Below are 26,482 nucleotides of genomic sequence, written 5' to 3'. Positions count from 1 at the left end.
ATTTTTCTCGCGTGTATGTTTGATAAAAAAGCACTTATTTTCATTACTGGCACTATCATTTTGATCAGTGGATTCATATGGTGGGGAATAGCAGATGAGAAGAAGCAGTCAGTATCGATAGTGGATGATCCCAACGCTATTATCTATTATTATGGTGAAGGCTGTTCGCATTGTAAGGTAGTAAATGACTTTCTCGAGACTAATCCAGTCGTAGCAGAGAAAGTGAATTTTGAGAAAAAAGAAGTGTGGGGGAACAAAACCAATGCAAAAGAAATGGAGCGCAGAGCAAAAACATGTGATATAGCACCTGAGGGCATGGGAGTGCCATTTCTCTATGGCGGTGACGGAAAGTGCTATGTCGGAGAACCAGACGTCATTGGATTTTTCAAGACCAAGAGTGGTATAAATACTGATACTCCTGTCGAGACCAAAGAATAGTATTTCTTCAAAAAATCAGACCAATGAACCTGTCTGAGAAAATGCAGAATAAGTATACATAAAAATCAATGTCTTTTCCTTCAGATCAATCTTCAAAATATACCTACAAAAAGAGGAGTATGTCCGATGTTGTTTCATCGCGTCAACAATCAACTCCTTTCAAATCTATAACTCCCTCTGTTTCTTTGCAGAGGAATAGATTGCCGGTTTTTTCACAGAAGAAACGTGGTCTCGACGGTATTCGTACAGAACAAAAAGATTTTATACAGCAGTTAAAAAAACAATCTTTTCGAGACAGTCTCTGGCGTTTCTGGAGGAAAACGGAATTATATGCTCGTTTTGTGAAGCTGACTTTCGCTCGTTTTGTTCCTAATGTATCACCGCATAAAATGCTTTATGGATCGCTTATTGGCGGAGTAGCGTTTGGTGTTGTTTCTATGGGTTTTATTGAGCATTTTTTTGGACCAGGTGTGTTTGCTCGAACGTCGGGTTCTGAAGGAGTAATAACACAGATGGAAATCCCTGAAGAAACGATAGTAGACAAGACTATTTTTGATGCGAATGCTTCTTCTGACAAAAAAAGTAATACCTCTGATGTGTTCTTTGAATATTTCAATGAAGTGGCTGATGAGCAGTATAAGGACAATATTCGAGAAATGGTCAAAGGGTATCCTATTGAAGCGATGCTTCCCTACATATTTGAACAGGATCGTATGACTTCATCTTTTCTCATTGGTATTGCCAAGAAAGAAAGCAATTGGGGTAAACGTATCCCGGTTCTTGACGGTCAGGACTGTTTCAATTATTGGGGATATCGAGGAGTGAGACGACTCATGGGTACGGGCGGGCATACCTGTTTCAATAGTCGTCAGGATGCCGTACAAACTGTTGCTAAGCGTATCAATACTCTCACTCATTCAGAGGCACTCAATACTCCAGAAAAAATGATCATCTGGAAATGTGGATTCAGTTGTAGTGGACACAGCAGGGAAAGTGTCAAAAAATGGATTGCAGATGTCGATATGTACTTTAGTCTCGCTGGTGGCGATGAGGATGATATTCCTCTCGAATAGTACTGATTTTTTCATGAAAAATCCCTTATATGAGGGATTTTTTATTGTTTAGGATTGACGAAAACTGGAAAAAAGAGTAGTATGGGATTTACGTTGTTATAAGGTTTTTGTCATCTCTCTTGTTTAATAAAGAGAGCGCAAGGCCATAATTGTTAATACTGTTTCGGAGAAGCAATCTTATACTGTGATTGCAAAACAGGAACAGGTACTGTATGAAGATCTCTTTTGCCCCAAAGCATTACAAGAAACATCATTTACAGAAACCAACTTTTCTTCAAAACTTTTTTCCCACAAAAATAACCCTCCTTTTTATTGGAGTTTTCTTTATCTTGGGGATGTTGGGAACTTCTCTCATTTCTCGGTTCGCACTCGCAGATACGGCGTTAGAAGAATCATTACCATCTAACGAGGAACGTTGTTATTGGCAAGAAGACGTCGCAAGATTTTTTGCTCTTCAAGAAGGGAAACAGAATGCCTTGCAGACAAGTGTTCCTTGCGAAATACCATCTGTTCCTTCGTCTGTCGAGAATATAGAGGCAATGAAGCATCTCCCTGATAATGATCTCAGCGTGACTATTCGTGCGATAACAACTGGATATCCTATAGAAGTGATGATTCCGACTATTGCGACATTCGATCGCGAAATCGCAGCGCTCATCGTTGGTATTGCCAAGAAAGAGAGTAATTGGGGTAAACGTGTTCCTGTCGATAAATCAGGAAATGACTGTTTTAACTATTGGGGATACAAGGGTGTTGGTACACGTGGAATTGAAATGGGACATAGTTGTTTTGGAAGTCCTGAAGAAGCAGCGACCGTTGTCGGAAATCGTCTGAAACATCTGGTAGAACTTCGGAAAACGAGTGATCCAAAGAATATGATCATCTGGAAATGTGGCTCGAGCTGTGCTGGTCACAGTGATGAAAGTGTCAGAAAATGGATTGCAGATGTTTCTCTGTATTACAATCGTATAGCACTTCTTCCGGAGTAGAGGAATTTTTCTTGAAAAAATAACATCCGCCTTGGTATTTCTGGGGCGGATTTTTGTATGGTATACTGAAACAAGAAAAGAATATTTTTTGTTATCGTAAAATAAAAACTATGTCATTTGGTTTTGTTATTTCCATTGCTTTATTCGGATATTTTTTCAATGCTGTTGCGGCTCTCTTTGACAAATATCTCCTCGCCGATCGTATCAAAGCACCAGCAGTATATGCCTTCTATGTGGCAATGTTCAGTCTCTTTGCTCTTTTTTTTGTGCCATTTAAATTTGGTTTCTTTGGCTGGCAACCAACCCTCTTTGCTTTTTTTTCAGGTATTATTTTCCTTTACGCTTTAGTGGCTCTTTATACTGCATTCAAAAAGTATGAGGTTTCTCGTGTCGCTCCACTCGTCGGGACGGTGACCTCGATTACAGCTTTTTTCTTTGCTTTTTTTTCAGGAACTACTCTCGGGAGCACTATTTTTTTGGCCCTCGCTTTTTTGATCTTTGGCGGTTTGTTGATATCGTTTGATTTGCCTCTTAAAAAGAATGAACATATACCGTTTTTCCCTATTCTTTTAGCAGGTGTTGGTATCGGAATTTCCCTTATTCTTTTGAAGCAAGGATACGAAGAAAATAATTTCGTCAGTGGTCTTGTTTGGTCTCGTCTCGGTATTTTTGTCGGAGGAATAACACTTCTTTCTTTTGCTCCATTTCGTCACCAAATATTGGATCATTCTCAAGAAACAACCACTGATCCAGGTCGAGCACGCAAGACAGGAGTGTATTTTGTTTTGAGTAAGGTGTGTGCTGGCATCGGTTCGTTCTTGGTCGTGTATGCCATCTCTCGTGGGTCAGTGGCTCTTGTTCAGGCTCTTTCTGGAATGCAGTATCTTTTTCTTCTCCTCCTAGCGCTCCCATTATCACTTCGCTTCCCCGCATTATTTGATGAGAGATTATTTTTTTGGGATTGGTTCCAGAAAGGATGTGCTATCGTTCTTATCGGCATCGGATTGTGGCTTTCAGCACAGAGCGGGGTTACCTTACTTCTCTAATTGTTAGGAAAATGTGTATATGATTTCTTTTTTAAAAAGTATTGGAAAAGGATTGCTTCTGCTTACAGGTATACTCTTACTTGTCTTTGTGTATTTCAATTTGCCTGGGCAGACTGTTCGTGAGGATGCAAAGCTCGGCATGACTTTCTCATCACGGTATGCTACCGATCTCGGACTCGATTGGAAAGAAGTCTATCTTGCGTTACTTGATCAGGTCGGTGTGAAAAAACTTCGTCTGCCAGTGTACTGGGATCTCATAGAGCGTGAGAAAGGAGTATATGACTTTTCGGATGTCGATTGGCAAATAGCAGAAGCCAAAGCGCATCAAGCAAATGTCATTCTCACTATCGGACTGAAAGTTCCTCGTTGGCCAGAATGTCATATTCCAGAATGGGCCAATGAGAATGATGCCCTACGCAAACAAGGAATACTTCATTTTATTGGAAAAACTATCGAACGATACAAAGATGATCGAACAGTGATTAAGTGGCAGATTGAGAACGAACCATTCCTACCATTTGGTATTTGTCCTCCATTTGATGTACATTTTTTGGAACAAGAAGTAGCATTGGTCAAAACGCTCGATACTTCACGGCCAGTACTTCTGACTGATAGTGGAGAACTGTCACTTTGGTATGGTGCAGCGAGTCGAGGGGACGAATTCGGTACGACGATGTATCGTGATATTTATAGTAAAAAAGTGGGTGGATACTTCACTTATCCAGTAGGACCGAATTTTTTCCGTACCAAAGCATGGATAGTACGGACATTTGCCAAACAAGAGAATTTGATGGTCATAGAACTTCAGGCAGAACCGTGGGCATCAGGGTGGATCGCTGATATTCCTCTCGAAGAACAATATATCACGATGAATGCTCAAAAATTGAGAGAGAATGTCGAATATGCAAAACGCGTAGGCTTTCCTGAAATCTATCTGTGGGGCGGAGAATGGTGGTATTGGATGAAGGAAAAGAAAAATGCTCCCGAAGTATGGGAAACAGGAAAAGAACTCTTTCAAAATCAGAAGTAACAGATGTTTTAACGACTAGTAGAGATAGATAAATAGTTCTATTATCACTTTGAAATTCGGTTGTCAAAAGAATTTTTTCAGCATCCTTTCCACACTGACTGAGCAAGAGCTCTCAGATCGAAAAAAGAAGTTGTGATTGTGTAGATTGGGGACTGCTTTTTTCGTAATACTGAGAGCTCTTGTGAGCCTGCCTGTCGGCAGACAGGAGGTGGAACGATGATGAAAAATTGGCTTTTGATTACTGAATTTTGAACTGATTTCTTTTAAATCATACGAGCATTCACTTATTGATTGAGCAATAAAAAAATATGCAAGAACAACAGAAATGTGTGCTTATTATTCACAATGTCCGGAGTGCTCATAATGTAGGTTCTCTTTTTCGTACTGCAGATGGAGCTGGAATAGATTATATTTTTCTTACAGGATATACTCCAAAGCCATCAAAGAAATCTTCAGTCTTTACGACCAAAGCCGAGAAAGAATTAACAAAGACAGCACTCGGAGCAGAAGAGAGTGTACCTTGGAAGAAATCATCGTCACTTAGTGCAGTCTTGGCCACACTTCGTGAGGAAGGATATGAAATCGTGGCACTCGAACAATCTTCAAAAAGTGTGAATTATAAGGCATATATACCAAAAGAAAAAGTCGCTTTGATCGTCGGAAATGAAGTTCTTGGAGTGGATATAAAGATTCTGAAACAGTGCGATGTCATACTCGAAATCCCGATGTGGGGAAAGAAAAATTCTCTCAATGTTTCGGTGGCAGGAGGTATTGCGCTTTACCATATATCAAGTATACTGAGAGGGTAAAAGATTCTCTTATATAAAAAATAAAAAAAGTATGTTGAAAAAAACACAAGCACTTCTCTTGGTTGGAATGTTTTCTCTTGTCAGTGTAAGTATCGTTTTGGCTGACAAAGATCAAGAAAATGATAATAACAACGAAAACGCGATATCTTTTACGCTTGAAAAAAAGATAGAAGAGTTCAAATCAGAAACAATCAAAAAAATAGAAGAGAAAAAAACTCAAAATGAGCAAAAGACTGAAAAGATAAAAAAACAGGATGAAAAAACAGTTCAAGAAATTGCAAAAACGGTTCAAAAGTCAGAGACAACTATAGCTCAGAATAAACAAGAACCGAAGAAAGTAGATATCATTACAAAAACAGAACCTACCGTGAAGAAAGTAGAGTATTATGTGACGCCTACGAAGAAAGAAAAAGAGAATCCCTCGGAAACAAAGCAAGAAGAAATAAAATCTCAAGAGGTAACATCAGAAAAAATCCAATCTACAGACACAAAACAGAAAGAGGATCAATCTCGAGAAATAAAGAAAGAAGAGCGTGCATCCTCTGCTTCGAGCGTAATTATCCCAACATATGTCGGTACCGCAGAGAAGAAGGATGATGGTGATTTCAAACTGACTGTCGATGCCAATGATACATTGCCAAATGGTTCATATGATCTCAAAACGAAACTGTATCAAGAAGACGGCACGATAATCGAAGGGAAGAAAAAAACAATTGCGATAGAAAATCCTGTCCAGACTATTACTTTAGAGGATAAGAAAAAATTTAAGAATTCAGAAGCGGATACGGATAGTGACGGTGTTCCTGACAAAGAAGAAATTCGTCTCAATACGAATCCTCTTCTCGCTGACTCCGATGGTGATGGATTTCTCGATGGTGATGAACTCAAAAACGGATTTAATCCTCTCATCTTTTCTCCCGGAGACAAGAGTGATAAGGTAGCCTTTGAATCACCAAAAAAAGGAGAAACAATCGTGAAAAATGTTACAGAAAATGGAGTCTCTACTCCTGTTGAAGAAACAAAGCAAGTGATCACTGAAACTCGTTTCGCCGTCAATACAATACAGATAGTCACTGTCACAAATGCTGATACAAAAAACGGAGATACGAAGAATACAGACGCCGTCAAAAAAGAATCTACCAAGAAGACAACTCGTTTTTCTGGGAAAGCTCTGCCAAATATCTTCGTAACACTCTATATCTTTAGTGATCCGATTGTCGTAACAGTTAAGACGGATGCCGATGGCAATTGGTCGTATGATCTCGACAAAGAAATTCCTGATGGCAATCATGAAGTGTATGTCGCAGTGACTGACAATGTTGGTAAGATTACTTCTCAGAGTCGCGCGCTCCCGTTCGTCAAGACTGCTGATGCTATCGCCATCCAACCAGCTCAGGCTTCTGCTACAGAAACAGCAGAGAACGCTACTCCTCTCGAAAAATCCAAGACACAGCTCTGGTTTACTGTATTTGTGATTATGACGTCCTGTATCGGTGTCGCTCTCGTGTTCATAGGTCGTCGATCATCTTTCATCAAATAAAAAAGAGAAAAGATGTTGCTCCAATCGCTCCGGAAAGGAATAGAATTCATCAAGAAAAATCCGACGATTCTTTATTCGATTGTGCTTATTGTTGTCATTACTGTGGCTTTGTTTGGCAACAGCTATTATTCCTTGAAGAAATTCCAGGATACGACGGACGCTCTTCTCAAAAGCAAAGCTATTTTAGCAGAGAATGTTTTCCGTGTTCTCGGAAATGATCTCTTCTCAGATCAGGGAGTATTGCAGAAGAGAATTGATCAGGTACAAACAGAGAACAAAGATGTATCAGAAATCGTTATCTTGACAAGGGATTCCGACGAATCTTCTTTTGTCACCCGAGCTTCGACAAATCATGAATCTATCGGCAAACCGATTGATAGAGCGATGACGCCATATCTCCTCCCGTGGCAAGATGAAAATATCACGTTGGCATTTTTGACCAATGAAGATGGGAATCGTTATTGGAATGTGGTGAAGAAAATTACTGATGAAGAAGGACATGGACTCGGCCTCATCGTTTTCCAGCTTTCGATTCAATCGCATGATGCGTATGTCAGGAAAGCAATTTTTCAATCGTATCTCGTGCTCGGAGTCTCACTCTTTTTTGTACTTCTCCTTTTGGGAAATCATATGCGATTCTTCTACTACGCACTCCGTGTGACGAAGCTCGAAGAAGTGGATCATATGAAGGACGATTTTATTTCCATGGCGAGTCATGAGCTCAAAACGCCGATCACTGTTCTTCGTGGATATGTCGATCTTCTGAAAGGGGATATAAACGCTCCAACGACTGATGCGTCAAAAAAACAATCGATGGATTATTTGGAAAATATGGACGGATCTCTTCTTCGTCTTAATGACCTTGTAGAAGATATTTTGAATGTTTCTCGGTTGGAGCAGAACCGTCTTCCTATTACTCTCAAGTCCGTTGACTTGAAACCGATTTTTATTGAAATTACATCACAATTTTCCTTGTTGGCAAAAAATAAAGGATTAGAATTTCACTCCGAACCTCTCTATCCTCTCGTTGTTTCTGCTGACGCAGAACGCCTCAAGCAAATACTTGTGAATCTCGTGGGTAATGCTGTGAAATACACACTCAAGGGAAGTGTCACTCTTTCGGTGAAAGAAGAAGGGAAAGATACTATTCTTATCACCGTTGCTGATACCGGTCTCGGTATATCAGCTGAAGGCATTGAGCATCTTTTTTCAAAATTCTATCGTGTGAAAACCGATGAGACATCCAAGATTTCTGGTACGGGTCTCGGGCTCTGGATCTCGCGTGAGATTGCAAGGCAGATGGGTGGAGATATTACTGTCGAGAGTATAGAGGGGGTAGGTTCGCATTTTAATCTTCATCTGAAAAAATTTGTTGAAAAAGTATAATTATGACAAAAAAAAATAAGATTGCTATTTTTGATATTGACGGGACCATTTTTCGAAAGAATCTCCATTTTGAACTCATCAGCGAATTGTCTTGGATGGGTATATTTTCTGTTGAGGCAAGAGACAAACTCATTGGAATATATGCAAATTGGTTGCAACACGAGGGAACATATGAAGACTATCGAAAAGCGCTCGTCGAGCTCTATTCTCTCCACATCAAAGGGTGTACACAGAAAGAAGTATTCAAAGCGTGTCAGGCACTCGTTCCTTTCCATGCCAAACGCACCTATATTTTTGCAGAAAAATTGATGCAAAAATTACGCAAAGAGGGATACCATCTCATCGCTGTTTCGGGTTCTCCGATAGAAGTGGTAGAGGAATACAATCGTCAATATCTGAAATTTGACAACGTATTCGGAAGTGTCTATGCTCTTGATGAAGAAGGAAAATATACAGGAGAAGCATCGTTCGAACCATCGAGAAATAAGGGTCAAGTAGTAGAACAATATGTCTACGAACATAAACTCACCTTCAAAGACTCGTTTGGTATAGGAGACACAGAGTCTGACGGGAGCTTTCTTCGGCTCGTGGACAACCCAATTGCTTTCAATCCGAACCAAAACTTGGAAAAAATGGCAGAGAAAGAACAGTGGCGAGTAGTAGTAGAGAAGAAAGATGTCGTTTATGAAGTAGATCAGAAATGTTTTAAAAAATTGAAACTATGAACTTAAATGCTAGTCTTGACAATTTCATCAAAAAAACGCTGTGGCTATGGTTGCCATTCTATGCTTTTTTTGAGCTGATCAAGGAACTCGGAGAACGTTCACATAAAAAGTGATATGAATCGTACTCGAATACTGACTATTTTTTTTCGTGGAATAACACTCCTTTTGTGGATGGGTGTTATTTTCTTTTTTTCTTCTCTTTCTGGAAATCCACAGAGTACTGAGATGCCACTTTCTTTTTATATTGAACGCAAGGGTGCCCATATCGTAGAATATATGATACTGTGTTTACTCGCGATTCGTTTTTTCTCAGCTGTTTCGTCACGAAGAGTCTTTCCGACCGTGTTTCTTGTGGCATTTGTTTTTTCGATAATGTACGGTATTTCTGACGAGTTTCATCAATCGTTTGTGCCATATCGTGGCCCCAAGTTGACCGATGTCCTTATTGATGCGAGTGGAGCCCTTCTCGGGTGCATATTTTCGTATGTGTTTTATCGATTTAGAAATGGCTCTGATAAAGTAAAAAAATGAATAAAATGCGGAAAATTGTCGTTTCCGTATATTGACAAAAATGGTTTTATCAGCTATACTAAGGGAGTAAAGTTATGCAGGCATGGAAGTTCGCTCGTCGCGGACTTTTTTTGTTGAAAGAGCATTAATCGTTAATTCAGTAGCAATTATTATGGCCAAGAAAAAACAAGTATTAGTAGAAGAAGAAACCAAAGAATCGACAGATGAGGCCAGTCTCTCTGGTCGTTTGGGTGAGTTCGGAAGTGCGGTGATGCAGATCGCCGAAGAAAAAGGCATTTCCAAAGAACGCGTACTCGAAGTTGTTGAAGCTGCTTTGTCAGCCGCATACAAGAAAGATTATGGAAAAAAAGGTCAAGTGATCAAGGCTGTTTTTGATGAAGTCAAGAAAGAAGCCAATTTCTTTCTGGTCAAAGAAGCTGTAGATGAAACAACACGTGAATTTATCGAAGAGACAGAGGTGTCTGAAACAGGAGATGTATCGGAAGAAAGAAAGGAAGAAATAAATAATGATGAAGATCGCTTACCACGATTCAATGTAGAACGAGATATTCTTCTTTCTGAAGCAAAGAAATTGAAAAAAGGTATCGCACTTGGAGAGACTATTGAACTTCCTCTTGAGAGTCATGATCAGTTTGGTCGCGTCGCTGCGCAGACAGCCAAGCAGGTGATTATTCAACGTATCCGTGAAGCGGAGCGTGAATCGATGTTTATCGAATACAAAGAGAAAGAAGGTCAAGTCGTGAATGGCGTTGTTCAGCGTGTCGAAGGACGCAATGTTTTTGTTGATCTTGGAAAATCTATCGGCATTCTTTTTCCTTCCGAACAAATAGAAGGAGAATCATATCGAGCCGGCCAACATTTGAAAGTGTTTCTTGTTCGTGTCGAATCTGATACAAAAGGACCAGGACTCCTCCTTTCTCGTGCACATCCTGAGATGGTCCGTCATCTTTTCTCTTTGGAAGTGCCAGAAATATTCACGGGTACCGTACAGGTGAAAGCCGTCTCTCGTGAAGCTGGTTCTCGTACCAAAATTGCCGTGTTCTCTGATGAAGAAGGAGTGGATCCGATCGGTTCGTGTGTCGGACAGAAAGGGACACGCGTACAATCCATCATTGATGAACTCGGTGGTGAAAAAATTGATATCATCGAATGGAATGAAAATACAGAAAAATTCATCAGCGCAGCTCTTGCTCCTGCCAAGGTACTGTCTGTCAATCTGATCGAAGAAGAGAAAAAAGCGATTGTCAAAGTTCCGAATGATCAGCTCTCTCTTGCTATCGGTAAACGTGGACAGAATGTCCGTCTCGCAGCCAAGCTCACGGGGTGGAAAATCGATGTGACGAGTGACACAGAAGACGAAAAATCAGCAGAAGAAGAAAAAGGAGAGAATACAGAAGAATCAATTATCGCATAACAAACGTATAATACGTCTAACAAACACGTTTATGAACATGTGGCATGAAATCAGTGCGGGAAATGATATTCCAAATATCATCAATGTCATTATCGAATGTCCCAAAGGCACCAAGAATAAATACGAGATCGACAAGGAGACTGGTCTTATTAAGCTCGATCGTGCAATGAAGAGTTCTCAGGACTACCCGTTTGATTATGGTTTTGTTCCACAGAGCCTCTGGGATGATGGTGATGCTCTTGACGTTGTGCTTTTAACGACGAATCCACTCTATCCAGGTATCCTCGTTGAAGCTCGACCAGTCGGTATTATGACGATGATTGATTGTGGAGAAGGTGATGATAAAATTATTGCTGTACCGAAAAGCGATCCACGTTTTGATGAGATCAAAAACTTGAGTGATGTGAACAAGCATACCCTCAAAGAAATGCAACATTTTTTTGAAACATACAAATCTATTGATGGCAAGAAGGTGGTTATCAAAGGATTTCACGGGAAGAAAGAGGCTCTTCTCGCTGTGAAAAAAGGTCTCAAAATGTATCGTGATAAGTTCCCGAAAAAGTAAGGAATAGAGAAGAATGTTAATAGGTTTGAATTATTATATCGTATGCAAGTAACTGTAAAAAAACTTCCAGAATCAAAAGTCGAAATGTCCGTAGTCATACCGTGGGAAGAATGGCAAGGAGAGATGGATCATGCCGCAGAACATCTCGGAAAAGATGTGAAAGTAGCTGGTTTTCGACCAGGAAAAGTACCCCGTGATGTAATCGAGAAGCGTTTTGGCAAGGAGGCACTACTCATGGAAACGGTGTCTCATGTCGTCGACCATTCGTATCCGAAGGCACTTGCAGAAAACAAAGTGAATGCTATTGGCCGTCCAGAAGTGAAACTCGGGAAAACAATACTCGGTGAGTCACTCGAATACAGCGTGATCACTGTAGTGATGCCAGAAGTAACCCTCAAAGAATGGAAGAGTGGTGTGAAAAAGATCAATGCTCAATTTGCAAAAAAAGAAGCAACTGTCCCTGAGGAAGAGATCGATAAAGAATTGACGAAGTTGGCTGATATGCGAGCGAAACTCGTAACGGTCAATCGTCCCGCAGAGACAGGCGACAATGTATTAGTAGATTTTTCTGTTTTGCAGAACGGTGTTTTGATTGAAAACGGAAAAAGCGAAAAACACCCACTCGTATTAGGAAAAGGAGTCTTCATCCCTGGATTTGAAGAACAGATTCTTGGCATGAAAGAAAATGAAGAAAAGACTTTTGAATTGACCTTTCCTGCTGAATATCATGCAAAACATCTTGCTGGAAAACCAGCAACATTTGAAGTGAAACTCGGAGTCGTACAAGAACGACAGATACCGACAGTTGATGACACATTCGCTTCGGGATTGGGCGCTTTTGAATCATTGGAGAAATTGAAAGAAAGTATGCGCCAAGGAATGCTCGAAGAAGCAAAGAAAAAACAACAAGAAGAACATCGAGCCCATATTCTCGATAGTTTGGTAGAGCAATCGTCATTGGAATATCCATCCATTCTCGTTGAGGAAGAACAATCACGGATGGTACGTGAATTCCAGACACAAGTAGAATCCATGGGTATGAATTTCGCGGACTATATGGCGCAGATGAAGAAAACAGAAGATGAGATGAAAAAAGAATGGGAACCGCAAGCGAAGAAGCGTCTTGCTGCACACCTTATTCTCCTTTCGCTTGCTGAGACGCAGGAAATCGAAGTGGATAGTCAGACTATCGAAGAAGAAATGAACAAAACGTTGCAATCTTATCGCAACATCAAAGACATCGAAAAGAATATCGATATGGAACGTCTCTATACCGCTATTCAGGGACAATTACGTAATGAAAAAGTATTTGAATTTCTCGAAAAAATATAAAATCAGATACAAGATGCATGATAATTGATGCAAGATGAAGAGGAATCAAGACACACGATGTATGATGATGAATGAGGTTTTATTCTGATTTTTCATCACTTATCTATTATCGCTTATCCGTTATCTTCTTACTCATATGAAGAATCAATATCTTGTTCCGATGGTTATCGAAAAGACGAGCTCTGGTGAACGGGCCTACGATATTTATTCTCGTCTTCTCAAAGACCGGATTATTTTTATCGGATCGCCGATAGATGATGACCTCGCCAATACAGTGATTGCTCAATTGCTTTTTCTTGATTCTCAGAACGCCAAAGAAGATATCAAGATGTATATCAATTCTCCTGGAGGATCAGTTTCTTCGGCACTTGCTATCTATGATACGATGCAGTATGTCTCATCTGATATACAGACGATTTGTGTCGGTATGGCTGCTTCAGCCGCAGCACTTCTTCTGGCTTCAGGAAAGAAGGGGAAACGTATGGCTTTGCCAAACAGTGAAGTGATGATTCACCAAGTACTCGGAGGAACATCTGGTCAGGCGACGGATATTGATATTCATGCCAAACATATTTTAAAGACGCGTGATCGTCTCAATAAGATACTCGCGAAGCATACTGGACAGAAACTTCATAAAATCGAAATCGACACAGAGCGTGATTATTTTATGAGTGCTGAAGAAGCCTGTAAATATGGTATTGTTGATAAAGTGATACAATAAACAGAAAGTGGATAAACAAGAAATAAAGAATTTTAAAAAATGAGTCCATGTGGACTCATTTTTTGTTGGCTGTTAATTGTTTTTTTGCTGCTTGTCTGTTTATTCAAGTATCGAGAGGAGGCTATTCCCGTTCATTTCTTGAGGTTTCTCTAACCCCATAATATCAAGTACTGTTGGAGCAACATCAGAAAGGAGTCCATTGACTTCATTTTGCTCACGCATCATTATCTCGGATGTTTTCTCACGATGATTATCAGGAGTGATATACCAGAGTGGAATAGGATTGGTAGAATGTTCGGTATCCATTTCTCCTGTCGCTACTTTCTTGAGTTCCTCGACATTGCCATGATCAGCAGTCATAAGTATAGCTCCTCCGATACTCAAGACCGCTGGTATGAGGATAGAAAGACTTTTATCGGTTGCTTCGACGGCTTGTATAGAAGCCACTTCGTTACCAGTGTGTGCGACCATATCTGGATTGGCGTAGTTGACGAGAATAAAATCATAGCGATTTTCTTTGAGAGAAGACACGATCGTTTCAGTGATTTTTGGAGAGCTCATTTCTGGTATCTCATCGAAATGTGAAACATCGGGAGAGGGGATGAGGAGTCTGTCTTCTCCGGGAAAAGCTTTTTCTTTTCCTCCATTGAAAAAGTATGTCACGTGAGCATACTTTTCTGTTTCAGCGACACGGAGCTGCGTCTTCCCTCCGAGACTCAATTCTTCGCCGAGACAATGATTGACATCTTCTGGCGGAAAAGCAACAGAAACTGGGAGTCCGTTTTCATATTCGGTGAGTGTTATAAAAGCGATATCAAGAAATGTGCGTTCGAATCCTTCGAACTGTGGGAGAGCAAAGGCCTGAGTGAGTTCGCGAGCGCGATCTTCCCGGAAGTTGAAGAAAATAACGGCATCATTGTTTTCAATGAGCGCAATTGGTTTCCCATTTTCTGCCATATTGATAGGTTCGATATACTCATCAGAGAGATTTTTTGCGTATGCTTTTTCAAAGACAAGCGGTGGTTCGGGCTCAGTAAGCTCTGTTCCTTCCGTCAACATTCGATACGTCTTTTCGATACGATCCCAGTTGTTGTTTCGATCCATAGAGAAATTTCGTCCAGAGAGACTGGCAATTTTTCCTATACCGATGAGACGGGTTGTGCGCTCGAGCTCTTTGAGTTGTTGCATACCAGCGTTGGGAGCAGAATCTCGGCCATCGGTAAAAGCATGGATATACACTTCCTCCATATTCTCGTTTTTAGCGAGACGAAGGAGTGCCATGATATGATCTTTGTGGGAATGGACAGATCCAGAACTCACCAGTCCCATAATATGGAGCTTCCCTTTTTTTTCTTTGGCGAATTGGAGTGTTTTGAGGAGCGTCTCGTTTTTATAGAAACTACCATCTTGGATAGCGAGAGAAATACGCGGGAGGTTCTGATAGAGCACTCTCCCGGCCCCCATCGTCATGTGTCCGACTTCGCTATTGCCAGCAGTATTCCACGGAAGACCGACAGAAATCCCCGAAGCCTGAAGAGTGGTCATCGGGTAGAAACGATTGAGTTTGTCGAATGTCGGCAGTGTCGCCTCACGAATAGGGTTTCCGACGGTATTGTTGCTTATTCCCCAGCCATCCAGAACGATAAGTACGAGCGGTTTATACATTTTATTTTTCTTTCAAAATTAGGAGATGATAGTACTTCTTCTATCATATCATCCTTCTCCTTTTGACAAAAGGCTCTGACACGACTATGATGGATGTACGGTATTAATCGTTTATCCATTGCTTCAATCGATAGTCAAAGAAAGAAGAACGATACAACAGAAGAGCTTTATGTTAGAACATTATTTGACACATTACGCATCTTTTTTCACTCTCGTCACAACGAAAGAGTGATTTTTTGTATCTTTTTCCATACTATTGATTGCTCGCATTCTTTTATTTTATGAGTGCAGTATATTTTATTCTTGCCCTAGCTATGCTTGTGGTGGGAACTGTCGTGGGGTATGTCGTGAGAAAGAATATTGCCAAAGGGCAATTGTCTACCGCAGAAGGGCAAGCTGAGAAAATGCTTGCTGAAGCGCAGACAACGGTAAAAGAAATCACTATCGAAGCAAAGAATAAGGCTGTCGAAATCCTCGAGGAAGCCAAGAAAAATGAAAAAGTACGAGAAGCAAAACTCGTTCTTCAGGAAGAGCGTATCGAGAAGCGGGAAGTGCAAACCGAAAAAGGTCTCCAAGACATCGATACTGAAAAGCGTCGTCTGATGCAAAAGGCTGATGAAATACGTGCTATTCGTGAAGAGACAGAGAAACTTCGTCAAGAAGAAATGACACGTCTCGAGAAACTCTCGCAACTTTCCAAAGAAGAAGCTGAGAAAAAACTTTTTGCATTGGCAGAAGAAGAGAGTGCGGATGCTCTCGTAAAACGTATGTCTAAACTCGAAAACGAAAGTCATGAAGAGTTGGAAACACGTTCACTCAATATTATGGCAACCGTGATTCATAAATATGCGAGATCGCATGTCTCTGAATTCACGACAACGACCGTCACTATTCCTTCCGATGAAGTCAAAGGAAAAATCATTGGAAAGGAAGGTCGTAATATTCGCGCACTTGAGAAGGAAACTGGAGTGGAGCTCATTGTCGATGATACTCCAGAAACGGTTATCATTTCCGGATTTGATCCTGTTCGTCGAGAGATCGCTCGTATTGCTCTTGAGAAACTCGTTTCTGATGGACGTATTCATCCGGCACGTATCGAAGAGGCAGTAGAAGAGGCGAAGAAAGAGCTCGATAAGAAAATCAAGGAAGCTGGAGAGACTGCTGCCTATGATGCGGGTATTGCTGGACTGCATCCAAAACTCCTTTATATCCTCGGACGCCTCCGTTATCGCTATAGTTATAAACAAAATGTCCTCCTTCATTCTCTCGAAGTTTCCTATATTGCAGGAGCGCTCGCAGCGGAGCTCGGACTCGACGTCACATGTGCCAAGAAGGCTGGACTGCTCCATGACATTGGTAAAGCAGTAGATCATGAAATCGAAGGAACGCATGTCAAAATCGGTATGCGTATTCTCGAGAAGTTTGGTATCGGACAGAATGTCATCGATGCGATGAAATGTCATCATGACGAATATCCGCATCAGACGACAGAATCATTTATTGTGACAGCTGCTGATGCTATCTCTGCATCACGACCAGGTGCTCGCAAAGAAACAGCAGAAAAATATATCAAGCGACTCGAAGAATTGGAAGTGCTCATCAACACCTTTCCAGAAGTGGAAAAATCGTATGCTATTCAGGCGGGACGTGAAGTACGTATCTTTGTGAATCCAGAAAAAACAGATGATTTGAGTGCAATGAAGCTCGCACGAGACATTGCAAAACGTATTGAAGAAGAATTGAAGTACCCAGGAGAAATCAAGGTAAATGTGTTTCGCGAGACGCGCGCAATAGAATATGCAAGATAATAATGGCTTAGATAAGTCATAGATATGAGAAAAGGCTTGCCTATTGCATTCTTCAAAATAATGGCTTAGAATAAAGAACAGGAGTTAAATAATGTGCATTTTCTGTTCATCATCTGTGTTTCGAAAAATGATGAGTGGAAAGTCTCAACTAGAAAGGCGGTGAAAACTATGAAGAATATAAACAAAGATACGCTCGTCCACTCCATTATGGAAAAGACTGAGTTCTCGAAAAAAGATGTAGAAGCGATGCTCGAATGTTTGCTCGATGAAGTGACTGCAGAACTTTCGAAAGGAAACAAAGTAACGCTCACCGGTTTTGGTACATTCAAAGTTTCGAATCGTGCTGCTCGTGAAGGTATCAATCCTCAAACCAAAGCGAAGATCACTATTCCAGCAATGACCGTTCCAAAGTTCACCGCTGGTAAAACTTTGAAAGAAGCTGTAAGATAAAGATGCATATCAGAGACACTTCTTGGTAAGTACTCTGATAGAAAAAGATAGGGCTACAACCCGTCTCCGATTGGGTAGACGGGTTGTAGCTTGTAGCATAGAGCAGCAACCGTATTCGGAGCATAGTATAGTGGTAGTACGCGTGCCTTGGGCGCACGTAGTCTCGGTTCGATTCCGAGTGCTCCGACCATAATTTTATTCCTTGTATGGAATGATGAAAAAAATAGTGACAATCGGAGGGGGAACGGGGAGTTTCACTCTTCTTTCTGGTTTGAAAAAATACCCGATTGAACTCTCTGCTATCGTATCAATGGCCGATGATGGAGGATCGACCGGAGTGCTCCGTGATGAGCTCGGAGTACTCCCTCCAGGAGATGTTCGTCAGTGTCTCGTTGCACTCTCTGATTCATCGGAGATGCTTCGAACGCTGATGAACTATCGTTTTGAAGAAGGCGGTCTATCTGGTCATAGTTTTGGAAACTTGCTTCTTTCGGCACTTGAGAAAGTGACGGGAAGTTTCAGTGAGGGTGTCGGAGAAGCGGCGAAAATACTCAATGTGAAAGGAGAGGTGATACCAGTCACGGACATCGACACAAAACTTTTCATGAAACTGAAAAACGATGGATTGCTCCAGGGGGAAAATGAGATCAATCATAATTTCGAAATGCAAAAACGAGGGATAGAAAAAATATATCTCTCTCCTCGTGCCAAAGCAAATCCAAGAGCGATCGAGAAAATACTCTCGGCTGATCTCATTGTGATGGGACCAGGCAATCATTATTGTTCTATTCTTCCCAATCTTTTGGTATCTGGTATTCCAGAAGCGATACGGAAATCTCAGGCAAAAGTAGTCTACAATTGTAACCTAGTGAACAAAAAAGGTCAGACTGATGGGTTCACTCTGGATGATTATATCGATGCGATAGAGAAATATATCGGAAAGGGGAAAGTAGATTTTGTGACGTACAATACGGGAAAACCAAGCCAGGCACTTCTCAAAAAATATGAACGAGAAAATGAGATTGTATCTTTCGATAAAAAAGCTCGAAAAGAACGTCCCTATAGAGTGATTCAGTCAGATTTTCTCAGCGCTGAAAAAGTGCGTTTTGCTCGAGGTGATACGATTGCTCGTACACGTTCTTTTATTCGTCATGATACCGAAAAGATTGGCAAGGTACTCATGATGCTTCTAGAACTCTCCGAATACGAAAACATATTGAACGATATCGTCTGAATAGAAAATATTCTTTCTGAGGAGAATGAAGAAGAACTCTTCAAAAGAATTTTTTCAGCATCCTTTCCACACTGACTGAGCAAGAGCTCTCAGATCGAAAAAAGAAGTTGTGATTGTGTAGATTGGAGACTGCTTTTTTCGTAATACTGAGAGCTCTTGTGAGAGGTGGAACGATGATGAAAAATTGGCTTTTGAAGGGTTCTTTACGGTAATAGATCTCTTCACAAAACAAAAACAGCGGAAAGAAGCTTTGACAAGGACTGTAAAAAAAGGTAGACTGAGAAGGAAATTAAAGAGTAAAAAGTCTTTTTTATGCAAGGATCTACCATCACACTCAAAGAAATACGCGATGTCGCCGACGGCACACGCCTTTTTGTTTTTGACAAACCGGAAGGATATGTGTTCAAGGCTGGTCAGTACGTCGCAATGGAAGTGCCAAAAATGGACGAAATCGAGACAGACAAACGAGGATTGGTGCGATCGCTCTCACTTTCTTCTGCACCTTTTGAATCAGAATTATACTTTGCTATGCGTCATGGCGAGAGTTCTTTCAAGCAAACATGTTGGAAACTCGAACCAGGGAATACCGTTGTTATTACGAAAGCTGTAGGATTTTTCGTTCTTCCAGAAGCTGATACTCGACCGATTGTCTTTCTTGCAGGTGGTATCGGAGTGACACCAGTACGAAGTATCTTGAAACAAGCAGAATACGAAAAAAGCGAAAGAAATTTTATTTTCCTGTATTCTAATCGTTTTACGAAAGATGCTGCTTTTGATGAAGAGATGAAACAGATACAACTTCCTCATTATCGATACGTGACAGTACTTAGTCGCTCGGAAGATCCTTGTGCTCCTGAAAATGATGAAAGAGGTTATATTTGTGAGGAAACAATCAAAAAATATATACAAGATATCCCGAATTGTTTGTATTATATTGTCGGATCACCACAATTCAGTGAAGCGATAGAAAAAACATTGATAGATTTAGGAATACCGAAAGAACAATGTCACATGGATCCGTTTACGGGTCTCCGAGTCAATGCTGTTGTTGCAGAGAATAAATAGTTTTTTTCAAACGGAGAAGAAATTTTCTTCTCCAAATAAGCGGGTGTCGTATAACGGCTATTATATCAGCCTTCCAAGCTGAGGACGAGGGTTCGACTCCCTCTACCCGCTCATAAGAATCAAAAGACCTGAATTTCTTCAGGTCTTTTGATTTTTTCTGGGTAGAGGGAGGAGAAGGGCGTGAGTCGAATACGAGCGAGCGAGTATTCTGTGTGTAGCGCCCAGGCTCCGCGTCGGAGCGCGGAGGACTCCCTCTACCCGCTCTAGTAAAGTAAAAAGAATGGCCTCGTGTCATTCTTTTTACTTTTTCAATACAGAAATGCTATAAGAAGTGTAATAAACAAAAATTGGACAGATGAGGGAGAGTAGATTATTGTTGATTTGGTACTTTTGCCAATTTTTTTATGGAGGTTTGCTATGATTATGCCGCATGGTATTATCCGTTTTTCTGATTCCGAAGGAGGGAATCAGAAAATGACTACTGTTATCTCTGTCACCGCAAATGAAATTGTGGTTGCCGAGAATAAATCGGCGAACGGACTAGCAACAATCAAAAATCGTGGTAATCGTTTTGCATATCTACTTTTCGGAGCAACACACGGACGTGATTCTGTGTCCAATCTCCAGTTGTTTCACAGTGGCAGATGGAGCAATCCTCTTCTGCCAGAAGATACGGTTTCTTTCTTATGAGAGAGCCTACTACTTTCACAATGAATTTCAACCTGCGTCAGCGAACGCAGTGTCAGTTGTTGAAATTTAGCCTGCTGAGTGTTGAAGGTACGTCCAAAAAATTGGAAACGGCCTTTTTATTTTTTAAAATAATGTGAAGGGCATGATTCAAAACCTCTCTTGCCAAAAGAGGAAATGTCTGGTACGATGTGCATACAACTGAGAAAGACCGACGTCTCTCCCGCCCCGCAGGCTCTGAGTTTTTATCGAAGAGTTATTGCGAGGACTAGGAGCGACACATCCCCACAAGGTAGGTTTTCTCTCTGTTGGGGTATTTTTTTATTTATAATCCATTTAAGAAGTTGCAGTTGTTAAGCTAAAAAGCTACCAGCTCATAAATTTAAGACTATGATCGAATACGAATTGTATTATCTCGTTGGTGAGTCAAAAGAAAGTGAATTGCCGAGAATCAAAGAAGTAGTGGAAAAAATCGTTACTTCCGAAGGCGGTGTATTTCTGACACCTACGACAGAAGAGAAGCGCAAGATGGCCTATGAGATCAAGAAAGAAACTCGTGGTATCTATATCGCTCGTCGTTTCACTCTCCCTGATAAAGATGAGTTTGAAGCAAGTGGAAAAGAAGTCGCTCTTATTCATCCGCTGACTGCTATCACTCGCGCACTTCAACTCTCCAAAGACGTTTTGCGTTCTATTGTCATCTCTGCCAAAGAACTTCCAGAACTCAAAGCTATTCCACGTGTTGAAAAACCGAAAGTAGAAAGTCGTGGAGGTCGTTATGAAAAACGTGGAGCCGTCCGTCCGATGCCGAACGCACCTATCGCTCCGAAAGAAGATGCTAAACCAGTGAGCAACGAACAGATTGATGATCAATTGAAAGCTAAACTTGATATCTAATACATTTTTTCTTACATCATTAATAAAAAAAGTATGAACGTCAACAAAGTAGTCCTCGTCGGTCGCGTCACTCGTGATCCAGAAATGAGAACCACACCGACAGGTCAGTCAGTCGCTACACTGTCTATTGCTACGAATAACTTCTGGACGGACAAGAGTGGAACCAAACAAGAGAAAACAGAGTTTCACAATGTCGTGCTCTGGGGTCGTCTTGCAGAGATTGCTGGACAGTATCTGACCAAGGGACAAGAATGTTTCATCGAAGGACGTCTCCAAACGAGAGAATATACCGCCAAGGATGGAACAACTCGTCGCACGACAGAAATCATCGGTGAAAATATGCAACTCGGGAGTCGTGCGAGTGGTCAAGGATCATCTCAGGGAACGAATGCTCCTCGCAGTACTGCTCCGACACAAAGACCAAATACTCCACAGTCGCGTGCTCAAGCGCCAGCACCTATCGAAGAAGAAATTCCGACTATCAATCTCGATGATGAGAGAGATGAGATCAAGATAGAAGACGTGCCATTCTAAAGAAGATGCAAGATGTCTGATAAGAGATACAAGATGAAAAGCGTTGAAAGATCTCGATTTTCTATCACTTATCCATTATCTTTCCCTTTCTATCACTTATCCTCTTCTTCAAACCAATCATCCTCTGCATATATCATGTATCAATCATCACTTATCCGTTAATCCTTACAACACTATGGAAGCAGCAATGAGTAAAAAACTTGCCAATGTCGACTACAAAGATGCTTATTTCTTGCGTCGATTTCTCAATTCACAGGGCAAGATGTATCCACCAAAGAAACATGGACTTTCTGCCAAAGAACAACGCGGACTCGCACTCGCAGTCAAGCGTGCTCGTTTCATGGCACTTGTCCCGTACGTGATCAAATAGGCTCATAATCAATAAATACTGATCGCCTTATGCTCAACATGACCGATATCAAAACAGGAAAAAAAATCATTTGGAACGATGAACCGTACCTCGTCTTGGATTATCTCCATTCCAAGATTGGACGAGGTGGAGCGGTGATGCGAACCAAATTGAAAAACCTTCTTTCCGGTGTGATTATCGATTATACGTTCCAGGGCGCAGAAAAAGTGGAAGAAGCAGAAATTTCCAAATCCCACGCTCAGTATCTCTACCATGAAGGGGACGAATATCAGTTTATGGATACGGTTTCTTATGACCAATTTTCTCTTTCCAAAGAAGTGCTGGGAACGATGACCTCATACCTTGTCGAAGGCACAGAGATATCCGTACTGAACTGGAATGGTAACCCGATTAACGTCGAACCACCGATCAAAGTGACGCTCACCGTCACTGATGCTCCTCCAGGAATCAAAGGTGATACTGCATCGGGCGGTGGCAAGGTCGTCACTCTCGAGACTGGTCTCCAAGTAACTGCTCCTCTCTTTGTCAAAGTCGGTGATAAAATCATCATCAACACCGAAAAGGGAACTTACGTCTCGAGAGCCTAGAGAACATTTTATTTCATACCAAAGAAGAACCGACACACGTCGGTTTTTTTCTTGACAAATATTTGGCGATTTATCTCGGGGGGGGTATAATAGAAATGAAATAAATAGTAAATAAAAAAAATATGTCTTGGAAAAGTATTGTTGTTGGTGTTTTCTTGTTTCTTCTTGGTGGTGCGCTCGGGAGCACTCTCGTCACTCTTCGTACTGATACATCAAAAAATATTTCCCCATCAGATATTGGCACAAACAGTCCTGCATATCAGGCAGGGTTTGATGCTGCAAAAAAAATGATTGATGAGAGTGGTGTCAATGTCTTCTTCCAATCACAGAATGAAAAGAAAGAATTATCAGGCACTGTCACTGCTATCGATGGAGATCGTATTACATTTCATGACAATAGTATCAAAAATCCTTTTGACACTGCAGTGCAACGAGACTTCACTGTTCGTACTGATGCGAACACTCTCTTTATCAAGATGACTCCGAAAGATAATAAAGTACTCCAAGAACTCCTAGAACAAGCATCAAGTATGCCAGAGAATGTTTCTGTATCACAAGAAGCATCATCAGTTCCTACAATGTCTCTCTATGATAGTGTGATGATCAATAAAAATGAGATAAAAGTTGAAAGCATGATTTCAGTTGTATTAGCTGAGGAAGGAAATGATGGGATGACAGTTCTCGCAAAGGAAGTGAGAGTACGTGATTCCATTATGCCAGCTATTAATCAATAATACTTCCATTTATGCAACAGATCTTCAGACACTGGCAGAAAGCATCATTCTTCCTGTTATTTACCTTTTTCTTACTCATACCAAATCAGGATGTAAAAGCAGCAGAAAAAACTTGGTATACAGGGTCGACGTATCAAGATAAAATAACTGTGCCAAGTATTTACCAAAATATGAGAAGATGTGGCCGTGACTGTGAAATATGGGATGGAGTCAATTATAATCAATGGGTAGCAACTAATAATGACGGAGACGGCTATTTCGTTCATTACACCATACCTGCTGGCTATACGATGAATTATTATCCAGGGAATCGTCATAATGATCCCTATTACTATCTTCTAGCAAATACAGCCACGTTTCATCCCTCGGCAACTTTTTATGCCGGAACGAACAAAAATTCCTATGCTCCTGGAGAAGTAATATCTATGAATGTTGCCGCAGCAGGTGGCAATCAGGGAAGTAATTTCAATGGTTGGAGTGGTTTGCTGAACGGTATTTTCTGTTTTTTTCTTGGTTGCTCTAGTCCTCCAGGAATAGGAGTGAGTGCCAGTATAGCAGGAGCAGGTGGTGCGAGTTGTGATGCAAGTGGTGGATGTACATCGACTCAATCTTTTCTTGCACCGAGTACTCCTGGAACGCACACAGTGTCTCTTACAGGATGTTATGTTAATGGGAACAACTGCGCCAGTAGCTCTTTCACAATTACCGTCACCGCACCTGCTGTAAATGGTTCTTGTTCTACAACCCACTACAATTGTACTACAGGAAATCGAGGTGCGACTGCAGAATATCCTGATCAATGGCAATGGTGGTGTAATGGAAATAATGGAGCTTCTTCAAATAAGCTTTGTTCTGAAATGAAGCCTGTAACCACCTGCACCTGGCCCGGAGGTAATGTAAATTGGGGTACTGGATGTTCTGCGTATGTCTCTGCTCAAACAAAAAGCGTAGGACAAACTGCTGGACCATACACCAATACTGCACCAGGATATACAGGAAGTGCAAGTACTATGTGTAACGCAGGAGGAGTATGGGGAATTACATCAGAGTCCTGTGTTGCTGTTTCTTCTGGTACCTGTGGTTCTGCAAACAATACGGTAGTGAATGACTATTTTTCTCTGACACCAGCTCAAATCTGTACTACAGGCACAGAAATATCTACTGATACGTATAGTCCTGATGGATATTATCGTGGTATCAGATGGCGGTGCTCGGGCTCACCGCAGTCACCCGAATGTCACATCAACAAATCTCCACTTTGTGGTACATCAAATGGAAAGTCTTTTGTTTCTGCTCCCAATGAATCTGGATTTGGAGCAACACATACACTCTGTAATGTTGGGAAGCCAAGTGCAGTGACTCTCGTAGGAGCGAATTGGAATTGGAAATGTAGTAATGTAGGTTCAGGTGATGCTTCTTGTTCTGCAATCAAAACTATCACTTTACCCGTGCCAACTACTACGCTCACAAAAACAGATTTCTGTAGTAATTCAAATGTGTATGTGGATGCTAATAATAGTTCCACGGGATGCTGGATTTCAGGAGGAGGGTTATCTGAATGGATCAGTCCTAATCATGGAGTGAAACCTGTTTCGAGAACGAGTATTACCAACTACTCTGTCTATTGCTGGAATAGTACAGGAGATGGTCCTACTTCTTCCATTACTGTGCCTGCTCATAGTACAGCGTGTGGAGGCGGAGGAGGAGGTACTCCAACCCCACCTCCAACTTACTCCTGCACCGGCACCATCCCAACTAATGCCACGATGTTTGCAAATGACGATGTAAGTCTTAACGCTGATACCCCATACTCATACTCTGCCACCAACACAGGCACAAGGTGTCAGTATTCCTGCAACGGTGGATACAACTGGAATGGAAGTAGCTGTGTGCTTCCTCCAACCCCACCTCCAACTTACTCCTGCACTGGCACTATCCCAGCTAATGCCACGATGTTCGCAAATGACGATGTAAGTCTTAATGCTAATACTCCATACTCATATTTTGCAACTGATACAGGTACAAGGTGTCAGTATTCCTGCAACGGTGGATACAATTGGAATGGAAGTAGTTGTTTCGCTCCTACCTATTCCTGCAATAGCCTCCCTTCTTCAAACGTCTCTGCCTACGGAGCACCAGATAATGCTCCTAATAGAAACACTGCCTACACCTACTCAACTACTGATACCAGCACAAGCTGTCAGTATACTTGTGATTCCTTTTCCAATAGAAGTGGATCATCTTGTGTGACAAACATTTGTCAAGGATCTGTCCCAGTAAATGCTACGATGTTTGCAAGTGACAATGTGAACCTTGCTAACAACACCACAAACTACTCATACTATGCCACTGATACAGGTACAAGGTGTCAGTATCATTGCAACGGAGGATACAACTGGAATGGAAGTAGCTGTGTGCTTCCTCCACCTCCAACTCCAGCATCTCCTATCATTGATTTCTCAGCCTCATCTTCGAGTGTTACCTCAGGCGGTTCCTCAACACTTTCTTGGTCAACAGCTAATGCTGTGTCGTGTACTGCTTCAGGTGACTGGAGTGGATCAAGGGGAACAAATGGAAACGAAACCAAAAACAATATTCTGACAAATAAATCATATACACTTACATGTCAGAATAGCGTAGGTGTGAATACGAGTAAAACAGTAACAGTGACAGTTTCTGCTTGTGCCGATACGAGAACCTGTGGTAGTGAAGCCTCGAAACATTGTAATGGATCAACATTCACCCTCGATCTTTGTGGTTCCATGACAACATGTACCAATGCAGGTACCCGCTACTGTGACTTTAATTGGAAAGAGACAGCACCATTCTAACTCATCAAAAAATAATTCAAA

26 protein-coding genes and 2 tRNA genes are annotated in these 26,482 nt (G+C 41.3%); 27 read left to right on the top strand and 1 reads right to left on the bottom strand.

Annotated features, from left to right (window positions below):
• Positions 1-15 precede the first annotated feature (15 nt).
• From PHH40_03375 to PHH40_03310, 14 genes are all read left to right on the top strand, one after another.
• Positions 16-438 (top strand): hypothetical protein, encoded by a 423-nt coding sequence (locus tag PHH40_03375; protein ID MDD2766776.1) that lies wholly within the window; start codon positions 16-18, stop codon positions 436-438.
• 119 nt (positions 439-557) lie between these two features.
• Positions 558-1,511: a hypothetical protein gene (locus PHH40_03370; protein MDD2766775.1), complete on the top strand. Its 954-nt coding sequence runs from the start codon at positions 558-560 to the stop codon at positions 1,509-1,511.
• Between the two features lie 212 nt (positions 1,512-1,723).
• A complete protein-coding gene (locus PHH40_03365) occupies positions 1,724-2,500 on the top strand; it encodes a hypothetical protein (GenBank protein ID MDD2766774.1) in 777 nt (258 codons plus the stop codon).
• Positions 2,501-2,610: 110 nt separating this feature from the next.
• Complete coding sequence (locus PHH40_03360) at positions 2,611-3,546, top strand: hypothetical protein (protein ID MDD2766773.1); 936 nt, start codon at positions 2,611-2,613, stop codon at positions 3,544-3,546.
• A gap of 19 nt (positions 3,547-3,565) precedes the next feature.
• The gene (locus tag PHH40_03355) at positions 3,566-4,576 is read left to right on the top strand and encodes a hypothetical protein (GenBank protein ID MDD2766772.1); all 1,011 of its coding nucleotides are present in this window, start codon (positions 3,566-3,568) and stop codon (positions 4,574-4,576) included.
• Positions 4,577-4,884: 308 nt separating this feature from the next.
• Complete coding sequence (locus PHH40_03350) at positions 4,885-5,385, top strand: RNA methyltransferase (GenBank protein MDD2766771.1); 501 nt, start codon at positions 4,885-4,887, stop codon at positions 5,383-5,385.
• Positions 5,386-5,416: 31 nt separating this feature from the next.
• Entirely contained in the window at positions 5,417-6,925 is a 1,509-nt protein-coding gene (locus PHH40_03345) for an Ig-like domain-containing protein (protein MDD2766770.1), read from the top strand.
• Between the two features lie 12 nt (positions 6,926-6,937).
• Positions 6,938-8,311 carry a HAMP domain-containing sensor histidine kinase gene (locus PHH40_03340; GenBank protein ID MDD2766769.1) on the top strand — a complete coding sequence of 458 codons (1,374 nt, stop codon included), beginning with the start codon at positions 6,938-6,940 and terminating at the stop codon, positions 8,309-8,311.
• Between the two features lie 2 nt (positions 8,312-8,313).
• A complete protein-coding gene (locus PHH40_03335; protein MDD2766768.1) occupies positions 8,314-9,036 on the top strand; it encodes an HAD-IB family phosphatase in 723 nt (240 codons plus the stop codon).
• A 114-nt stretch (positions 9,037-9,150) separates the two neighbouring features.
• Complete coding sequence (locus PHH40_03330) at positions 9,151-9,567, top strand: VanZ family protein (GenBank protein ID MDD2766767.1); 417 nt, start codon at positions 9,151-9,153, stop codon at positions 9,565-9,567.
• Between the two features lie 151 nt (positions 9,568-9,718).
• Positions 9,719-10,981: a transcription termination factor NusA gene (nusA, locus tag PHH40_03325; GenBank protein MDD2766766.1), complete on the top strand. Its 1,263-nt coding sequence runs from the start codon at positions 9,719-9,721 to the stop codon at positions 10,979-10,981.
• 31 nt (positions 10,982-11,012) lie between these two features.
• Positions 11,013-11,546, top strand: a complete 534-nt coding sequence (locus PHH40_03320) for an inorganic diphosphatase (protein MDD2766765.1) — start codon at positions 11,013-11,015, stop codon at positions 11,544-11,546.
• Between the two features lie 42 nt (positions 11,547-11,588).
• Entirely contained in the window at positions 11,589-12,878 is a 1,290-nt protein-coding gene (gene tig, locus PHH40_03315) for a trigger factor (protein ID MDD2766764.1), read from the top strand.
• A 136-nt stretch (positions 12,879-13,014) separates the two neighbouring features.
• A complete protein-coding gene (locus PHH40_03310; GenBank protein MDD2766763.1) occupies positions 13,015-13,599 on the top strand; it encodes an ATP-dependent Clp protease proteolytic subunit in 585 nt (194 codons plus the stop codon).
• A gap of 99 nt (positions 13,600-13,698) precedes the next feature.
• Here PHH40_03310 and gpmI read toward each other — a convergent pair whose 3' ends face one another.
• Positions 13,699-15,264 (bottom strand): 2,3-bisphosphoglycerate-independent phosphoglycerate mutase, encoded by a 1,566-nt coding sequence (gene gpmI, locus PHH40_03305; GenBank protein ID MDD2766762.1) that lies wholly within the window; start codon positions 15,262-15,264, stop codon positions 13,699-13,701.
• A gap of 281 nt (positions 15,265-15,545) precedes the next feature.
• Between gpmI and rny the strand changes: the two genes are divergently transcribed.
• The 13 genes from rny to PHH40_03240 all read left to right on the top strand — a co-directional run bounded on the left by rny (position 15,546) and on the right by PHH40_03240 (position 26,461).
• Positions 15,546-17,072: a ribonuclease Y gene (gene rny / locus PHH40_03300; GenBank protein ID MDD2766761.1), complete on the top strand. Its 1,527-nt coding sequence runs from the start codon at positions 15,546-15,548 to the stop codon at positions 17,070-17,072.
• A 159-nt stretch (positions 17,073-17,231) separates the two neighbouring features.
• On the top strand, positions 17,232-17,522 hold the full coding sequence (locus PHH40_03295; GenBank protein MDD2766760.1) for an HU family DNA-binding protein: 291 nt from the start codon (positions 17,232-17,234) through the stop codon (positions 17,520-17,522).
• Between the two features lie 116 nt (positions 17,523-17,638).
• Positions 17,639-17,712: transfer RNA gene (locus PHH40_03290), tRNA-Pro, on the top strand.
• A gap of 21 nt (positions 17,713-17,733) precedes the next feature.
• The gene (locus tag PHH40_03285; GenBank protein ID MDD2766759.1) at positions 17,734-18,756 is read left to right on the top strand and encodes a YvcK family protein; all 1,023 of its coding nucleotides are present in this window, start codon (positions 17,734-17,736) and stop codon (positions 18,754-18,756) included.
• A gap of 312 nt (positions 18,757-19,068) precedes the next feature.
• Positions 19,069-19,821 (top strand): FAD-dependent oxidoreductase, encoded by a 753-nt coding sequence (locus tag PHH40_03280; GenBank protein MDD2766758.1) that lies wholly within the window; start codon positions 19,069-19,071, stop codon positions 19,819-19,821.
• 39 nt (positions 19,822-19,860) lie between these two features.
• Positions 19,861-19,932, top strand: a tRNA-Gly gene (locus PHH40_03275).
• Between the two features lie 306 nt (positions 19,933-20,238).
• On the top strand, positions 20,239-20,511 hold the full coding sequence (locus tag PHH40_03270; GenBank protein ID MDD2766757.1) for a hypothetical protein: 273 nt from the start codon (positions 20,239-20,241) through the stop codon (positions 20,509-20,511).
• A gap of 387 nt (positions 20,512-20,898) precedes the next feature.
• Positions 20,899-21,405, top strand: a complete 507-nt coding sequence (locus PHH40_03265) for a 30S ribosomal protein S6 (GenBank protein MDD2766756.1) — start codon at positions 20,899-20,901, stop codon at positions 21,403-21,405.
• Between the two features lie 33 nt (positions 21,406-21,438).
• On the top strand, positions 21,439-21,939 hold the full coding sequence (locus tag PHH40_03260; GenBank protein ID MDD2766755.1) for a single-stranded DNA-binding protein: 501 nt from the start codon (positions 21,439-21,441) through the stop codon (positions 21,937-21,939).
• Positions 21,940-22,114: 175 nt separating this feature from the next.
• On the top strand, positions 22,115-22,309 hold the full coding sequence (rpsR, locus tag PHH40_03255; GenBank protein MDD2766754.1) for a 30S ribosomal protein S18: 195 nt from the start codon (positions 22,115-22,117) through the stop codon (positions 22,307-22,309).
• Between the two features lie 29 nt (positions 22,310-22,338).
• A complete protein-coding gene (efp, locus tag PHH40_03250) occupies positions 22,339-22,896 on the top strand; it encodes an elongation factor P (protein MDD2766753.1) in 558 nt (185 codons plus the stop codon).
• 122 nt (positions 22,897-23,018) lie between these two features.
• Complete coding sequence (locus PHH40_03245; protein ID MDD2766752.1) at positions 23,019-23,630, top strand: hypothetical protein; 612 nt, start codon at positions 23,019-23,021, stop codon at positions 23,628-23,630.
• Positions 23,631-23,641: 11 nt separating this feature from the next.
• Positions 23,642-26,461, top strand: coding sequence for a hypothetical protein (locus tag PHH40_03240; protein ID MDD2766751.1), 2,820 nt, complete (start codon positions 23,642-23,644; stop codon positions 26,459-26,461).
• The last annotated feature ends 21 nt before the right edge of the window (positions 26,462-26,482 follow it).

The organism is Candidatus Moraniibacteriota bacterium, from assembly GCA_028688415.1.
Classification (GTDB): Bacteria; Patescibacteriota; Minisyncoccia; order Moranbacterales; family UBA1568; genus UBA1568.
Note: the sequence above shows the minus strand (reverse complement) of the source record. Positions and strands in the feature narration are given on the sequence as shown.

Excerpts from the sequence above, each read along its gene's own strand:
- rpsR (MDD2766754.1), top strand. The coding sequence starts at position 22,115 with ATGGAAGCAGCAATGAGTAAAAAACTTGCCAATGTCGACTACAAAGAT.
- PHH40_03365 (MDD2766774.1), top strand. The coding sequence starts at position 1,724 with ATGAAGATCTCTTTTGCCCCAAAGCATTACAAGAAACATCATTTACAG.
- rny (MDD2766761.1), top strand. The coding sequence starts at position 15,546 with ATGAGTGCAGTATATTTTATTCTTGCCCTAGCTATGCTTGTGGTGGGA.
- PHH40_03345 (MDD2766770.1), top strand. The coding sequence starts at position 5,417 with ATGTTGAAAAAAACACAAGCACTTCTCTTGGTTGGAATGTTTTCTCTT.
- PHH40_03245 (MDD2766752.1), top strand. The coding sequence starts at position 23,019 with ATGTCTTGGAAAAGTATTGTTGTTGGTGTTTTCTTGTTTCTTCTTGGT.
- PHH40_03280 (MDD2766758.1), top strand. The coding sequence starts at position 19,069 with ATGCAAGGATCTACCATCACACTCAAAGAAATACGCGATGTCGCCGAC.
- PHH40_03310 (MDD2766763.1), top strand. The coding sequence starts at position 13,015 with ATGAAGAATCAATATCTTGTTCCGATGGTTATCGAAAAGACGAGCTCT.
- PHH40_03340 (MDD2766769.1), top strand. The coding sequence starts at position 6,938 with ATGTTGCTCCAATCGCTCCGGAAAGGAATAGAATTCATCAAGAAAAAT.
- PHH40_03270 (MDD2766757.1), top strand. The coding sequence starts at position 20,239 with ATGATTATGCCGCATGGTATTATCCGTTTTTCTGATTCCGAAGGAGGG.
- PHH40_03370 (MDD2766775.1), top strand. The coding sequence starts at position 558 with ATGTCCGATGTTGTTTCATCGCGTCAACAATCAACTCCTTTCAAATCT.
- PHH40_03260 (MDD2766755.1), top strand. The coding sequence starts at position 21,439 with ATGAACGTCAACAAAGTAGTCCTCGTCGGTCGCGTCACTCGTGATCCA.
- PHH40_03330 (MDD2766767.1), top strand. The coding sequence starts at position 9,151 with ATGAATCGTACTCGAATACTGACTATTTTTTTTCGTGGAATAACACTC.
- PHH40_03240 (MDD2766751.1), top strand. The coding sequence starts at position 23,642 with ATGCAACAGATCTTCAGACACTGGCAGAAAGCATCATTCTTCCTGTTA.
- PHH40_03350 (MDD2766771.1), top strand. The coding sequence starts at position 4,885 with ATGCAAGAACAACAGAAATGTGTGCTTATTATTCACAATGTCCGGAGT.
- tig (MDD2766764.1), top strand. The coding sequence starts at position 11,589 with ATGCAAGTAACTGTAAAAAAACTTCCAGAATCAAAAGTCGAAATGTCC.
- PHH40_03375 (MDD2766776.1), top strand. The coding sequence starts at position 16 with ATGTTTGATAAAAAAGCACTTATTTTCATTACTGGCACTATCATTTTG.
- PHH40_03360 (MDD2766773.1), top strand. The coding sequence starts at position 2,611 with ATGTCATTTGGTTTTGTTATTTCCATTGCTTTATTCGGATATTTTTTC.
- PHH40_03285 (MDD2766759.1), top strand. The coding sequence starts at position 17,734 with ATGATGAAAAAAATAGTGACAATCGGAGGGGGAACGGGGAGTTTCACT.
- PHH40_03265 (MDD2766756.1), top strand. The coding sequence starts at position 20,899 with ATGATCGAATACGAATTGTATTATCTCGTTGGTGAGTCAAAAGAAAGT.
- PHH40_03320 (MDD2766765.1), top strand. The coding sequence starts at position 11,013 with ATGAACATGTGGCATGAAATCAGTGCGGGAAATGATATTCCAAATATC.
- PHH40_03355 (MDD2766772.1), top strand. The coding sequence starts at position 3,566 with ATGATTTCTTTTTTAAAAAGTATTGGAAAAGGATTGCTTCTGCTTACA.
- PHH40_03335 (MDD2766768.1), top strand. The coding sequence starts at position 8,314 with ATGACAAAAAAAAATAAGATTGCTATTTTTGATATTGACGGGACCATT.
- nusA (MDD2766766.1), top strand. The coding sequence starts at position 9,719 with ATGGCCAAGAAAAAACAAGTATTAGTAGAAGAAGAAACCAAAGAATCG.
- gpmI (MDD2766762.1), bottom strand. The coding sequence starts at position 15,264 with ATGTATAAACCGCTCGTACTTATCGTTCTGGATGGCTGGGGAATAAGC.
- efp (MDD2766753.1), top strand. The coding sequence starts at position 22,339 with ATGCTCAACATGACCGATATCAAAACAGGAAAAAAAATCATTTGGAAC.